Source organism: Nonomuraea sp. NPDC049625, assembly GCF_040675285.1.
Taxonomy (GTDB): domain Bacteria; phylum Actinomycetota; class Actinomycetes; order Streptosporangiales; family Streptosporangiaceae; genus Nonomuraea; species Nonomuraea angiospora_A.
Genome location: NZ_JBFAOQ010000002.1, coordinates 503,733 through 517,361 on the forward strand (window position 1 = coordinate 503,733; position 13,629 = coordinate 517,361).

11 protein-coding genes are annotated in these 13,629 nt (G+C 69.8%); 6 read left to right on the top strand and 5 right to left on the bottom strand.

Features of this window, described 5'->3' with window-relative positions; all coding sequences use genetic code 11:
• Positions 1–13 precede the first annotated feature (13 nt).
• The 4 genes from AB0J87_RS09710 to AB0J87_RS09725 all read right to left on the bottom strand — a co-directional run bounded on the left by AB0J87_RS09710 (position 14) and on the right by AB0J87_RS09725 (position 3,985).
• Positions 14–964 (bottom strand): ABC transporter ATP-binding protein, encoded by a 951-nt coding sequence (locus tag AB0J87_RS09710; RefSeq protein ID WP_363963816.1) that lies wholly within the window; start codon positions 962–964, stop codon positions 14–16.
• Entirely contained in the window at positions 954–1,952 is a 999-nt protein-coding gene (locus AB0J87_RS09715) for a branched-chain amino acid ABC transporter permease (protein WP_363963818.1), read from the bottom strand. Before AB0J87_RS09715 ends, AB0J87_RS09710 begins: the two co-directional genes overlap by 11 nt.
• Before the next feature lie 16 nt (positions 1,953–1,968).
• Complete coding sequence (locus AB0J87_RS09720; RefSeq protein WP_363963820.1) at positions 1,969–3,006, bottom strand: branched-chain amino acid ABC transporter permease; 1,038 nt, start codon at positions 3,004–3,006, stop codon at positions 1,969–1,971.
• A 634-nt stretch (positions 3,007–3,640) separates the two neighbouring features.
• Positions 3,641–3,985, bottom strand: a complete 345-nt coding sequence (locus tag AB0J87_RS09725; RefSeq protein WP_192794325.1) for a hotdog fold thioesterase — start codon at positions 3,983–3,985, stop codon at positions 3,641–3,643.
• Positions 3,986–4,116: 131 nt separating this feature from the next.
• Between AB0J87_RS09725 and polA the strand changes: the two genes are divergently transcribed.
• From polA to AB0J87_RS09750, 5 genes are all read left to right on the top strand, one after another.
• Positions 4,117–6,807 (top strand): DNA polymerase I, encoded by a 2,691-nt coding sequence (polA, locus tag AB0J87_RS09730; RefSeq protein ID WP_363963822.1) that lies wholly within the window; start codon positions 4,117–4,119, stop codon positions 6,805–6,807.
• Between the two features lie 56 nt (positions 6,808–6,863).
• The gene (locus AB0J87_RS09735; protein WP_363963824.1) at positions 6,864–7,958 is read left to right on the top strand and encodes a polysaccharide deacetylase family protein; all 1,095 of its coding nucleotides are present in this window, start codon (positions 6,864–6,866) and stop codon (positions 7,956–7,958) included.
• Positions 7,959–8,150: 192 nt separating this feature from the next.
• The gene (gene rpsA, locus AB0J87_RS09740; protein WP_363963826.1) at positions 8,151–9,641 is read left to right on the top strand and encodes a 30S ribosomal protein S1; all 1,491 of its coding nucleotides are present in this window, start codon (positions 8,151–8,153) and stop codon (positions 9,639–9,641) included.
• A gap of 719 nt (positions 9,642–10,360) precedes the next feature.
• Positions 10,361–11,920 carry a hypothetical protein gene (locus AB0J87_RS09745; RefSeq protein ID WP_363963828.1) on the top strand — a complete coding sequence of 520 codons (1,560 nt, stop codon included), beginning with the start codon at positions 10,361–10,363 and terminating at the stop codon, positions 11,918–11,920.
• A gap of 27 nt (positions 11,921–11,947) precedes the next feature.
• The gene (locus tag AB0J87_RS09750; protein ID WP_363965035.1) at positions 11,948–12,418 is read left to right on the top strand and encodes a GNAT family N-acetyltransferase; all 471 of its coding nucleotides are present in this window, start codon (positions 11,948–11,950) and stop codon (positions 12,416–12,418) included.
• On the opposite strand, the gene AB0J87_RS09755 is transcribed toward AB0J87_RS09750, so the two are convergent.
• Complete coding sequence (locus AB0J87_RS09755; RefSeq protein ID WP_363963830.1) at positions 12,306–12,992, bottom strand: Clp protease N-terminal domain-containing protein; 687 nt, start codon at positions 12,990–12,992, stop codon at positions 12,306–12,308. The genes AB0J87_RS09750 and AB0J87_RS09755 overlap by 113 nt on opposite strands.
• Positions 12,993–13,024: 32 nt before the next feature.
• Between AB0J87_RS09755 and coaE the strand changes: the two genes are divergently transcribed.
• Positions 13,025–13,627, top strand: a complete 603-nt coding sequence (coaE, locus tag AB0J87_RS09760) for a dephospho-CoA kinase (protein ID WP_363963832.1) — start codon at positions 13,025–13,027, stop codon at positions 13,625–13,627.
• The last annotated feature ends 2 nt before the right edge of the window (positions 13,628–13,629 follow it).

A 13,629-nucleotide genomic window follows, 5' to 3' on the forward strand; every position in this document is an offset into this window, starting at 1 on the left:
GGCTCAGGGACGGTCACTTCTGCGTCTCCTCTTCGATCTCGGCCTCCAGCGCCGCCTCGGCCTCGTGAAGCTGGGCCTCCAGCTCGGTCTCCGAGAGCGGCGCGTCGTGATGGGCGCCCAGGTAGGCGTCGATCACGCGCTCGTCGGACATGATCGTCGAGGGCGGGCCCTCGGCGATGACCGCGCCCTGCGCCATGACGATCACCCAGTCGCTGATGTCGCGGACCATGTCCATGTCGTGCTCCACGAACAGCACCGTCATGCCCTGCTCGCGCAGGTCCTTGACGTGGCCGAGCAGCGACTGCGTCAGCGCCGGGTTGACCCCGGCCATGGGCTCGTCGAGCATGACCAGCTCGGGCTGGACCATGAGCGCGCGGGCCATCTCCAGCAGCTTGCGCTGGCCGCCCGACAGGGATCCGGCGAAGTCGTCGCGCTTGGCGGCGAGCTTGAACCGCTCCAGCAGCTCCTCGGCCCGTACCGTGATCTCGTCCTCCTGGCCGCGCCACAGGCTCGGGATGAGCGCGCGGAAGAAGCTCTCGCCCTTCTGCTGCTGGGCGCCCAGGCGCATGTTCTCCATGACCGTCAGCCGGGACAGCGCCTTGGTGAGCTGGAACGTGCGCACCATGCCGGCGCGGGCCACCTTGTGCGCGGGCACGCCGTTCATGGACTTCCCGTTGAACGTCCACGAGCCGGAGTCGGCCGTGTCGAACCCGGTGAGCTGGTTGAAGAACGTGGTCTTGCCGGCGCCGTTGGGACCGATCAGCGCGGTGATGGAACCGCGCTGGATCTCGACGTGGCCGACCTCGACCGCGGTCAGGCCGCCGAAGCGGCGCACGACGTTGTCCACCACGAGGATGGGGTCGGGCTTGGGCACGCCGGGATCGCGCGCCAGGTCCTTGAACGCCGCCAGGGCGGCCGCCTTGCGCTCGGTGGCGCCTGCCTGGGTGTGGGTTTCAGCGTGCATCGATTGCTATCTCCCTCTTGTCACCGAAGACGCCCTGTGGCCGGAAGACGAGCAACAGGATGAGGCCAAGACCCACGATGATGTAGCGGAAAGCGCCCACCTGGTTGGTGTCCATGAAGGTGATGTACCCGGCGCCGACCGCCTCGGTGAGCACACCGTAGATGAAGACCAGCAGCACCCAGAAGATCATCGAGCCGACGACCGGGCCGAGCACGCGGGCCGCGCCGCCGAGGATGACCATGGTGTAGACGTAGAAGGTCGTCTCGGTGCCGAAGACGTCCGGCTGCACGGAGGCGAAGGCCAGGCCGTAGATGAAGCCGCCGAGCGAGCCGATGACGCCGCCCAGGATGAGCGACTGCATCTTGTACGAGAAGACGCTCTTGCCGAGGCTGCGCACGGCGTCCTCGTCCTCGCGGATGGCCTTGAGCACGCGGCCCCACGGGCTCTTCATGAGCAGGTAGACGATGCCGCAGCAGATGGCGATCAGCGCCCAGCCGACGACCAGCACCCACAGGACCCGGTTGTTGAAGAAGATCGGCACCGGGCCGAGGTTGAAGCCGTAGTCCCCCTCGGGGAACGGGTTGAGGGCGTAGAAGCCGTCGGAGAAGCCGCGCTGGCCGTCGGAGCCGCCGAAGACCGACTTGAAGGCCACCGAGCGGAAGATGAGCCTGATGATCTCGGCCGCCGCGATGGTGACGATGGCCAGGTAGTCGGCGCGCAGCTGCAGCGTCGGGATGCCCATGAGGATCGCCAGCAGCACGGCGGCGGCGAGGCCGACGATGATGCCGATCCAGAACGGCAGGCCCATGACGGTGACGGTGACCGCCAGGCCGTAGCCGGCCACGCCCATGAACGCGGCCTGGCCGAAGTTGAGCAGGCCCGTGTAACCGAAGTGGATGTTGATGCCGATGGCCGCGAGGGCGTACAGCACCGTGTCCACGCCGATGGCGGACTTGAGGGTGGTGCTGATGATCGTGATCCAGTCCATTCTGATCCTCCCCCGATCAGCCGATCCGCTCGCGGCGGCCCAGGATGCCCTGCGGCCGGACGAGGAGCACGATGATGAGTACGGCCAGCGCGCCGACGCTCTTGAGCTCCGGCGGCACCCACAGGGTGGAGACCTGGATGAACAGGCCCACCACCAAGGAGCCGACCAGCGCGCCGAACGCGGTGCCGAGCCCGCCGAGCGTCACGCCGGCGAAGATGAGCAGCAGGATGTCCTGGCCCATCGTGTATTTGAGGCTCTGCGACAGGCCGAGCATGATGCCCGCCAGCGCGGCGATGGCGCCGCCCGTGGTCCAGATGATCCGGATGACCCGGTCGACGTTGATGCCGGACGAGGCCGCGAGCGCGGGGTTGTCGGCCACGGCGCGGGCCGCCTTGCCGGTGCGGGTCCGCATCAGGGCCAGGCCGACGATGATCAGGACCGCGAGCTCGATGCCCATGGCGACGAAGTTCTTGGGCGCGGCCGTGATGGGGCCGACCTGGATGCCGGGCTGGGCCGTGTACTGGGCGAAGGCCTCGTTCTGACCGCCGAAGAAGATCAGGAACACGTACCGCAGGAACAGCGCCACGCCGATCGAGATGATCATCATGGCGATGGTGCCGGTGCCGCGCCTGCGCAGCTGGCCCCAGAACAGGCGGTCCTGCAGGTAGCCGAGGAAGCCGCCGACCACGACCGCGATGATGGCGGCCGGGATGATATGCAGCCCGAAGCCCACGTTGAACGCGTAGGCGAGGATCGCGCCGAGCGTGACCAGCTCGCCGTGGGCGAAGTTGGTCAGGCCGGTCGTGCCGTAGATGAGCGACAGACCGAGCGCGGCCAGGGCGATGATCAGGCCGAGGTTCAGGCCCTCGAAGGTCAGCTGCGCGGCCGTCGTCCAGAACGAGCTCTCGCCGCCGCTCTCCTGCTGCTGCCCGGGAGCGCCCTTGGCCTGGAGGGCGAACAGGACGGTCGAGCAGTTGCCCTCGAAGACGGTCGGCGTGCGGACATTGTTGCCGCCGCGCACCTCCGCGTTCTGCGGAAGACTGCTGACATCCAAGGTGACCTTGTACTTACCGGGCTTGTCGACCGGAACGTCCCAAGTGCCTTGTGCGTTGCTCGTGACCTCCTTAACGGGTTGTCCGCTCTCGGTGGTCACGGCGATTTTGGCGCCGTTCACTGGCTGGCCTTGGAGTTTGAGTGTTCCCCTCAGTCCCTGGCAATCGGCGGGCCCCGCGTGAGCGGGGCTGGCCAGCAGGAAGACGAGTCCACCCAGGAAGGCCGTGAACGCGATCACGGCTCTGCGCAATGGTGCTCCCTCAAGTAGGTCAAGGCGGGGTTGTGCCCCTCCATCTCGACACGCGCGCATCGCAGGCACAACTGGGATGCTGTGGCGGGAGCTTATTCTGGTGACGCCCGGTTCAGTATCGTTCGTCACCAATTAGTGACATGTGTGTGTCGCTGATGTGAGCAAACAACAAGCCAGGTCAGGGGCTAAATCGCACTAGACGCCTGGCGGCTCGGCGAACGAATCCGTAACGATCGCCGTAAAACGTGGACGAGCCCGCGCGGGCGGCCTTTGGGACCGTGTAGGGCTTCCCCGGCCGCACACGTTTTCTACTGGGCCACCCCGCGGGCTCGCGTTCGGACCACCGTATCGAGCTACGGGCGCGGCGCGCAAAGGGACAGGAGTTTCACCTGTCGCGCAACATGCACGTGAGACGAGAGGTGCACACGAGTTTTCCCTGCTCGTCGGTGATCTCGATGCCGTACGTCGCCAGCGTCCGGCCGCCGTGCAGCCTGGTCGCCACGCCCGTGACGTGCCCGGCGGTCGCCGAGCGGTGGTGGGTGGCGTTGATCTCGATGCCCACGGCGATGCGCTCAGGGCCCGCGTGGATGGCGGCCGCCACCGAGCCCAGCGTCTCGGCCAGCACCGCCGAGGCCCCGCCGTGCAGCAGTCCGTAGGGCTGGGTGTTGCCCGCGACCGGCATGCGGCCCACGACCCGCTCGGGGCCGGCCTCGAGGAACTCGATGCCCATGCGGTCGGCCAGCGTGCCTTCGTGCACGGCGCCGAGCACCGAGAAGTCCAAGGGGTTGGTCTGCGTCAAAGGGACGTCTCCACTCTTCCGAGCTCAGGTTTTCTGTCGCAGACGCAGACTAGGCTGCGTGTGTGCCGAAGAGTGAAGTGACCCCCAGCCGCCCGCGCCTCCTGCTGCTTGACGGGCATTCCCTGGCCTACCGCGCTTTTTACGCGCTCAAGGACGCCAACCTGATGACCACCGATGGTCAGCACACCGAGGCGGTCTACGGGTTCACCTCGATGCTGACCAACGTCCTGCGCGACGAGCAGCCGACCCACGTGGCGGTGGCCTTCGACAGGTCGGAGCCGACGTTCCGCCACGAGGCCTACTCCGAGTACAAGGCCAACCGGAGCGAGACGCCGGAGGATTTCCGCGGTCAGATGCAGCTCATCTACGAGCTGCTCGACATCCTGCGCATCCCGCACCTGTCCAAGGCGGGCTTCGAGGCCGACGACCTCATCGCCACGCTCGCCACCCGCGCGGCCGCGGAGGGCATGGACGTGCTGATCGTCACCGGCGACCGCGACGCGCTGCAGCTGGTCGACGAGCACGTCACCGTCCTGATGACCCGGCGCGGCATCAGCGACATGACCAGGTTCACCCCCGATGCCGTGGTCGAGAAGTACGGCCTGACGCCGGAGCAGTACCCCGACTTCGCCGCCCTGCGCGGCGACCCCAGCGACAACCTCCTGAGCATCCCGAGCGTGGGCGAGAAGACCGCCGCCAAGTGGGTGCGCGAGTTCGGCTCGCTGACCGCGCTGGTCGACCGGGTCGACGAGGTCAAGGGCAAGGTCGGCGACAAGCTGCGCGAGCACGTCGCCCAGGTGCTGATGAACCGGCGCCTCACCGAGCTGCTGCGCGACGTCTCGCTCGACGTCGACCTCGGCGACCTGACGCAGGGCGCGTGGGACCGCGAGGAGATCAACAAGCTGTTCGACTCCCTGCAGATCCGCGGCGAGCTGCGCGAGCGCGTCTTCAAGGTGCTCGGCAGCGGCGAGCAGGAGCCCGAGCAGGGCTTCGAGGTCGAGACCGTGCTGCTCGGCCCCGACCGGGTGGCCGGCTGGCTGTCGGCGATGCCCGCGGGCCGGGCCGGGCTGGCCTTCAAGGGCGCCTACGGCAGCGGCACCGGCCGCATCGACGCCATCGCCGTCGCCTCGCCCGACGGCACCGCCGCCCACATCGACCCCGTCAAGCTCACCGAGGCCGACGAGGCGGCCCTGCGGGCCTGGCTGGGCGACGAGAGCCGCCCCAAGGCCGTCCACGACGCCAAGGGGCCCATCCTGGCGCTCTGGGCGCAGGGCCTGGACCTGCGCGGCCTGAGCTGCGACACCGCGCTGGCGGCCTACCTGGCGATGCCGGGGCAGCGCACGTTCGCGCTCGAGGACCTCGCCAGGCGCTACCTCCACCGTGACCTGCGGGCCGAGGAGGAGTCCAACGGGCAGGCCGCGCTGTTCGGCGACGACGAGGACGCCCCGGCCAAGGACCTCGCGCTGCGCGCCCACGCCGTGCGCGAGCTGGCCGACTCCCTGGAGACCTTCCTGGCCGGGCGCGGCGGCACCCAGCTCCTGGCCGACGTCGAGCTGCCCCTGCTGACCGTGCTGGCCGAGCTGGAGCGGGCGGGCATCGCCGTCGACGGCCAATACTTCACGGGCCTGGAGGCCGAGTTCGGGGCCGCGGTCAAGCACGCCGTGGAGGAGGCCCACCGCTCCGTCGGCGAGCAGTTCAACCTGGGCTCGCCCAAGCAGCTGCAGGAGATCCTCTTCGTCCGGCTCAACCTCCCCAAGACGAAGAAGATCAAGACCGGCTACAGCACCGACGCCGACCAGCTCGCCTGGCTGGCCACGCAGACCGAGCACGAGCTGCCGACGATCATGCTGCGCCACCGCGACCAGCAGAAGCTGCGCACCACCGTCGAGGGCCTGATCAAGGAGATCTCCGACGACGGGCGCATCCACACCACGTTCAACCAGATCATCGCCGCCACCGGCCGCCTGTCCTCCGAGAAGCCCAACCTGCAGAACATCCCGATCCGCACCGCCGAGGGCCGCCGCATCCGGCAGGGCTTCGTGGTCGGCGAGGGCTACGAGACGCTGCTGACGGCCGACTACAGCCAGATCGAGCTGCGCATCATGGCCCACCTGTCGGGCGACGAGTCGCTGATCGCGGCGTTCGAGTCGGGCCACGACTTCCACCAGGCCACCGCCGCGCGCGTGTTCAACCTGCCGCCCGAGCAGATCGACGGCGAGCTGCGGGCCCGCATCAAGGCCATGAACTACGGCCTGGCCTACGGCCTGTCCGACTTCGGGCTGTCCGGCCAGCTCAACATCCCGGTCGCCGAGGCGCGGGCGCTGAAGGAGGAATACTTCACCGAGTTCGGCGGCGTGCGCGACTTCCTGCAGGCCATCGTCCAGCAGGCGCGCACCGACGGCTACACCGAGACGATCATGGGTCGCCGCCGCTACCTGCCCGACCTCACCAGCGACAACCGCCAGCGCCGCGAGATGGCCGAGCGGATGGCGCTCAACGCCCCCATCCAGGGGTCGGCCGCCGACATCATCAAGGTCGCCATGCTCAACGTCCACCAGGCCGTCCGCGAGGAGAAGCTGGCCTCCAGGATGCTGCTGCAGGTCCACGACGAGCTGGTCTTCGAGGTCGCGCCAGGGGAGCTGGAGCAGCTCAAGCAGCTCGTGCGCGACCAGATGAACGCCGCCTACCACCTGCGCGTCCCGCTGGAGGTCTCCGTGGGCGTCGGGCGTACGTGGGAGGACGCCGGGCACTGACTGATCATCTTTTTCGACTAACCTGGAGGAAATTTCACTAGGCGGCCAGGAGCTCTGTGCGGATTTCAGCGTCCCTCACGCGGACCATCGGCATCGCCAACGTGGTGGTGGTAACGGTGGCCGTCGTCGGCCTGAGCCTCTTACCGTCCGAGCAGCGCCCGCACGCCAAGCCGAAGGACGTGGCCAAGGTCCAGGGCAGCGTCGCACCGCCGAGCCAGGCGCCGGTGGGCGAGCCGCCCGGGGTCGTGGCCACACCCGAGTTCGCCCGGCAGGTGCACGCCAACGAGGCCGGGCTGGTGCCGGTCCTGATGTACCACCGGATCCTCCCCAAGCGGCTGGCCTCGATCGACAGGACGCCCGACCAGCTCAGGAAAGAGCTGGAGAAGCTGGCCAAGCAGGGCTACGTGCCGATCACCGCCAGAGACTTCGTCACCGGCGACATCAAGGTGCCGGCGGGGAAGTTCCCGGTCGTGCTGACGTTCGACGACGGGCACCCGAGCCACTTCGCGCTCGACGCGAACGGCAACCCCAAGGCCGGCACGGCCGTGGCCGTCCTCCAGGAGGTGGCCGGGAAATACCCGGGGTTCCGGCCGGTCGCCACCTTCTGGATCAACAGGGAGCCGTTCGGGCTGACCGACCGGGAGTCCCAGGCGGTCGCCGTCAAGTGGCTGGTCGACCACGGGTACGAGGTGGCCAACCACACCTGGAACCACCCCAACCTGCGCGTGATGCGCAAGAAGAAGGTCCGCGAGCAGATCGTCCGGCTCGAACGCCTGCTCAAGAAGCTCGGCGTGCCGGAGTCGCGGACGATGGCCCTGCCGTTCGGGTCGATGCCCCGGCCGAAGAAGCTCGCCCGTACCGGGTCCTGGGACGGCACCCGGTATGATTTCGCGGGCGTGTTCCTCGCCGGCGCGGAGCCGTCGCTTTCGCCCTACGCGAAAAAATTCGACCGGGGAGCCATCCAGCGCATCCAGAGCAACGGCAAGAAGGGCGAGTGCCGCAAGTGGTGCTCGCAGTACTGGCTGGAATGGCTGAACAAGCACCCCGGCGAGCGCTATGTCTCCGACGGCGACCCGGCCCGCATCTCCATACCGGAGAAACTGCGAGGTAAAATCGACGCCAAGCGCGGACTGCAGGTCAACGCGTATTGATTGCTCCCCGGATTGACCCCGTGGCGATGGTCTCATATGCTGATCGCTGCGCTGTGGGCTCGCGCGCGCCTCAGACGGAGCGGGCTCGCGCTCGGTCACGTCGATGTCGTAATTCCTCGGCTTGATGCGGAAGAGGGCCTGCCGCGCATCCGCCACATCGACATCCTGTCCGCGTTCGGAGCAATTCCACACATGACGTCCAGCACTGAGGCCACCTCGAGCACCCCGCAGGTAGCGGTCAACGACATCGGGTCCGAGGAAGCCTTCCTCGCGGCGATCGACGAGACCATCAAGTACTTCAACGACGGCGACATCGTCGAGGGCACCGTCGTCAAGGTCGATCGAGACGAGGTTCTTCTCGATATCGGCTACAAGACCGAGGGTGTCATCCCCTCGCGCGAGCTTTCCATCAAGCACGATGTCGACCCAGCTGACGTCGTGGAAGTCGGAGAGCACGTCGAAGCCCTGGTCCTCCAGAAGGAGGACAAAGAGGGCCGCCTGATCCTGTCCAAGAAGCGCGCGCAGTACGAGCGCGCCTGGGGCACGATCGAGAAGATCAAGGACGAGGACGGCATCGTCACCGGCACCGTCATCGAGGTCGTCAAGGGTGGTCTCATCCTCGACATCGGCCTGCGTGGCTTCCTGCCGGCGTCCCTCGTGGAGATGCGCCGCGTCCGCGACCTGCAGCCGTATGTCGGCCGCGAGCTCGAAGCCAAGATCATCGAGCTCGACAAGAACCGCAACAACGTGGTTCTGTCGCGCCGCGCCTGGCTCGAGCAGACGCAGTCCGAGGTTCGCCAGACGTTCCTCAACACCCTCCAGAAGGGTCAGGTCCGCAAGGGCGTCGTCTCCTCGATCGTCAACTTCGGCGCCTTCGTCGACCTCGGTGGGGTCGACGGTCTGGTCCACGTGTCCGAGCTGTCCTGGAAGCACATCGACCACCCCTCCGAGGTTGTCGAGGTCGGCCAGGAGGTCACGGTCGAGGTCCTCGACGTCGACATGGAGCGCGAGCGCGTCTCCCTGTCGCTCAAGGCGACCCAGGAAGACCCTTGGCAGCAGTTCGCCCGCACCCACCAGATCGGCCAGGTCGTGCCGGGCCGCGTCACCAAGCTGGTGCCGTTCGGCGCGTTCGTCCGGGTCGAGGAGGGCATCGAGGGCCTGGTCCACATCTCCGAGCTGGCCGAGCGCCACGTGGAGATCCCGGAGCAGGTCGTCCAGGTCGGCGACGAGATCTTTGTCAAGATCATCGACATCGACCTCGACCGTCGCCGCATCAGCCTCTCGCTGAAGCAGGCCAACGAGGGCGTCGGGACCGAGGTCGAGTTCGACCCGACCCTGTACGGCATGGCGGCCACGTACGACGACCAGGGCAACTACATCTACCCCGAGGGCTTCGACCCGGAGACCGGGGAGTGGCTCGAGGGCTTCGACAAGCAGCGTGAGGAGTGGGAGCGGCAGTACGCCGAGGCCCAGACGCGTTTCGAGGCTCACCGGAAGCAGATCGAGGAGGCCCGCAAGGCCGAGGCGGAGGCCGGCGAGGCCGCTCCCTCGTCCTACAGCGGTGAGACGCAGGCTCCGGCCGGCGGCTCCTCCTCCTCGTCGTCGGCTCCGGCCAGCGGCGCGCTCGCCTCTGACGAGGCGCTCGCGGCTCTGCGCGAGAAGCTCGCGGGCGGCCAGAGCTGACCTTCGGGTCCGGCTGAGGCACAGCGTTAACTCCGGAAGGCCCCGTACCGTTCGCGGTGCGGGGCCTTCCGCACGCCTGCCCCCATCGCCGGAGGGTTGGGGCCGGCCTCCGTGCCAGTGCCCGCCCCTCGGCATCGGGCACCCCCGGCACCACGACCTCCGCTGTTGGGGATTCCCGCCTTCCACGCCCCCGGCTGTCCGGTGGGCCTGGTTGTCCGGTGGGCCTGGTTGTCCGGTGGGCCCGCCTGTCCGTGCGCCTGCCTTGCGTGCGCCTGCCTTGCGTGCGCCCGCCTTCCGTGCGCCCGGCCTCCGGGGGCCGGGGCGGGAGGCGCTGGGCATCTGGGCGCCGGGCGAGAGACACCGTGAGTGCCACTGTGCGCGTCGCGGCACCCAGGGCGGTGGATGACACCGGGGCCGCGGCCCTCCGCTCGCACCGTGCCACAGAGGCCCGCACGGGGACATCGCAGCCGCGCCGTTGGTGTGCGGTGCCGAGGGCAGGCGCGTGGTGCGATGCGGTGCCGTCGGCCGGCAGCGTCATGGGTGAGGCTCGTGGGGTGGGGGTGTGCGTGGGGGTTTCGGGCGAGGTGTCGAGGGGTCGCAGATTTTACCTTGGGTGTTGGCGAGCCCGCCGCCCGCGGCGATCGGCGCTGACAGACTGACCTGCGCTGTTGACACCACGATCGATTCCCAGGGGCGACGCATTGGGCATGGTTCAGCGGGTGATCATCCTTGCCGCGGCCGCGCTGGCGGCCGCGGCCGCCGCTTCGCCGGCGGTGAAGGGCGCGGCCGTTCCCCAGTGGCAGGACTGCGGCGACGGGTTGCAGTGCGCCAAGCTGTCCGTGCCCGTCGACTGGGCCAGGCCGCACGGCCCCCGTACCGAGATCGACCTGGCGAGGATGCCCGCGCAGGACCCGCAGCACAGCCGCGGCTTCCTGGTGGTGAACACCGGCCCGGCCTCCACCGTCCAGGCCGTGCGCGCCCGGCCGGAGGGTGTGAGCGAGCTGACCAGGTGGTTCGACGTGGTGCTGGTCGAGCCGCGCGGGCTCGGCGACCGGGGGAGCGCGGCCGCCGTTCAGTGCGCGGTGGCGCAGCCCGACCCGCTGCGCCTCGCCCTCGCCCCGGGACGGGCCGGGTGGCGCGCCTACGCCCGCGACAACGCCGCCTACGACCGGAGTTGCCGGGCCGCCGCCGGACCCGCCTACGGCGGGCTCACGTCCTGGCAGGTCGCCCACGACCTCGACGCCCTGCGCGCCGAGCTGGGGGAGCCCCGGCTGCGGTACTTCGGCTCCTCCTACGGGGCCGTGTACGGGCAGGCGTACATGGAGCTGTTCCCGCACCGGACCGGGCGGATGTACCTCGAAGGCGGGCCCGACCACACCGAGCCCGACCTGGAGCAGCGGCTGACCGACCGGGCGCGGGCGGCCGAGCGGCAGCTGTTCTCCTTCCGCGACTGGTGCCGCAGGCACCTGGGGTGCCCGCTCCACAACGCCGACACCGACGCCGTGGAGGTCTACGACGCCCTGACCCGCCGCACGCCCCTGCACGCGGGCCCCGGGCGTACGGTGAACTCCCGGCGCCTCGCGGCGGCCGTCCACGCCGGGCTGGCCCCCGGGCGCTGGCCGGAGCTGGCCCGGGCCATGTCCGAGGCCAGGGAGGGCGACGCGACCAGGCTGGCGGCATTGGCCTCCGAGACCACCAAGCGGGTGTCCGAGGCCACCAAGCCGGACGCCGAGGCAGCCAAGCAGGCCTCCGAGGCGATCAAGCCGGACGCCGAGGCACCCAAGCAGGCCTCCGAGGCGGCCAAGCCGGACGCCGTGAGCGCGCCGGCGCCGCCCGCGACCGTGTCGGGAGCCATGTGGTGCCACGACTTCATGCCCGCCGTGCCCGCCTACCAGCGCTTCCTCGCGATGGAGACGCATCTGCGCGAGGTGGCGCCGCGCGTGGGATGGGTGAGCGGCCGGTACGAGATCGCACGATGCCTTGGCATGCCGCGCAAGGGCGCGCCGAGCTGGCCCCCGAACGCGCCGGACCCCCGTCACGGCCCCACGGTCCTGGTCGGGATCGGCCGGCTGGACACCGGTGCCCGGCCCGTGGGGCACATCCCCGGGGCGGTCGTGCTGTCGCACGGCGACGGGCCCGACGCGTACCTGCTCCAAGGGGTCAGCAGGCTCCGCGCCACCTGCCTGCGCACGCACGTGCACGACTACCTCGTCAACGGGACGCTGCCGCAGGAGGGCACCGAGTGCCCCGGCGAGCTCACGGCGGGCATGTATCCGTGAGGAGCGGACGGTAGGGTGCTGCGCGTGCTGATCGAACGGGCGACCACGGCGGACGCGGGCGAGATCCTCACCTTGCAGCGGGCGGCCTACGTGAGCGAGGCCCAGCTGTACGGCGACCCGTACATCCCGCCGCTCATCGAGTCGCTGGAGCAGGTCCGCAAGGTCATCGAGGGCGCCGTCGTGCTCAAGGCGCTCGACTCCGGCCGCGTGATCGGCGCGGTGCGCGGGCAGGTGTCCGGCACGACCTGCCTGGTCGGCCGCCTGGTCGTGGCGCCCGACCGCCAGGGCCGGGGCATCGGCACGGCGCTGCTGACGGCCCTGCACGAGGCGGTGCCGGAGGCGGAGGCGTTCGACCTGTTCACGGGGCACCTGTCAGGGGTCAACCTCAAGCTCTACCGCCGTCTGGGCTACCGGGAGACGAGCCGGGAGCGGATGGACGATCATCTGACGCTGATCCATCTGCGTATGCGGCCAGATCGATCCCTTCCTCAGCCGTGATCATGACGCGGCCCAGGTCGTCGTCCACCCAGTTCCATCCCCATCGCCACTCCGAGCCCGCCGGATGGTCGGCGTCGAGCCGGTCGAGCACGCCCTGGAGGGCGGCGGCGGGCACGATGACCTGGTGGCGGCCCCGCCACGGCACGTGCACGGGCGGGTCGACCGGCGGTGTCCCGACCCCGTGCGCGCGCAGCGCCGCGGCCACCGCCGCCGGGTCCACCCCGAACAGGTGCAGCGGCGTCGGCCCCCGGTCCTCCTCGACGTCATAGGCCAGGGCCATGAGCCAGTCCGCCGGCTCCGCCTGCCGGCGGCCCGCGGCCAGCGCCAGGCCGGTCGCGATGCCGTACAGCTTGTAGAAGGCGGGGTTGGCGAAGCCGCCCGCCCCGTGCGCGGGCCTGGCGTGGTGCGGCAGGCATTCGAGCGCGTGCGCGCGGTCCAGCCCCGCCTCGGCCAGCACCCGCGCGGCCAGGGACTCGCCGGCCAGCAGGGCGAGCACGACGTGTTGCGGCCCCACCCAGTCGTCCCCGACGGCCGCGGCCTGCTCGTGCGCGGCCCGTACGATCGTCGTCTTCATGTCTACGATGATGACCCCGTAGGCTTTTTCCCGTGTTGAAGACTGGGCTCACAGGCGGTATCGGATCGGGCAAGAGCGAGGTGTCGAAGCGGCTCGCGGCCAAGGGCGCCGTCGTGATCGACGCCGACAGGATCGCCCGCGAGGTGGTCGAGCCGGACACGCCGGGGCTGGCCAGGGTGGTGGCCGCGTTCGGGGAGGGTGTGCTGCGCCCCGACGGTTCGCTCGACAGGGAGAAGCTCGGCTCCATCGTCTTCGCCGACCCCGAGCGGCTCGCCGCGCTCAACGCGATCGTCCACCCGCTGGTGGGGGAGCGGGTGGCGGAGCTGCAGAGCCGGGCGGCCGACGACGCGATCACCGTCTACGACGTGCCGCTGCTGGCGGAGAACCACCTGGCCCCCATGTACGACGTGGTCATCGTCGTCGATGCGGCCGACGAGACCCGCATCCGGCGCCTGGCCGAGCACCGGGGCATGCTGGAAGCCGACGCCAAGTCCCGCATCGCCGCCCAGGCCTCCCGCGAGGACCGGCTGGCGGTGGCCGACATCGTGATCCCCAACGAGGGCTCGCTGGCCGAGCTGGACGCCCGGGTGGACGAGGTCTGGGAGGAGCTGACGAGGCGCGCGGGCCGCGGCTGACC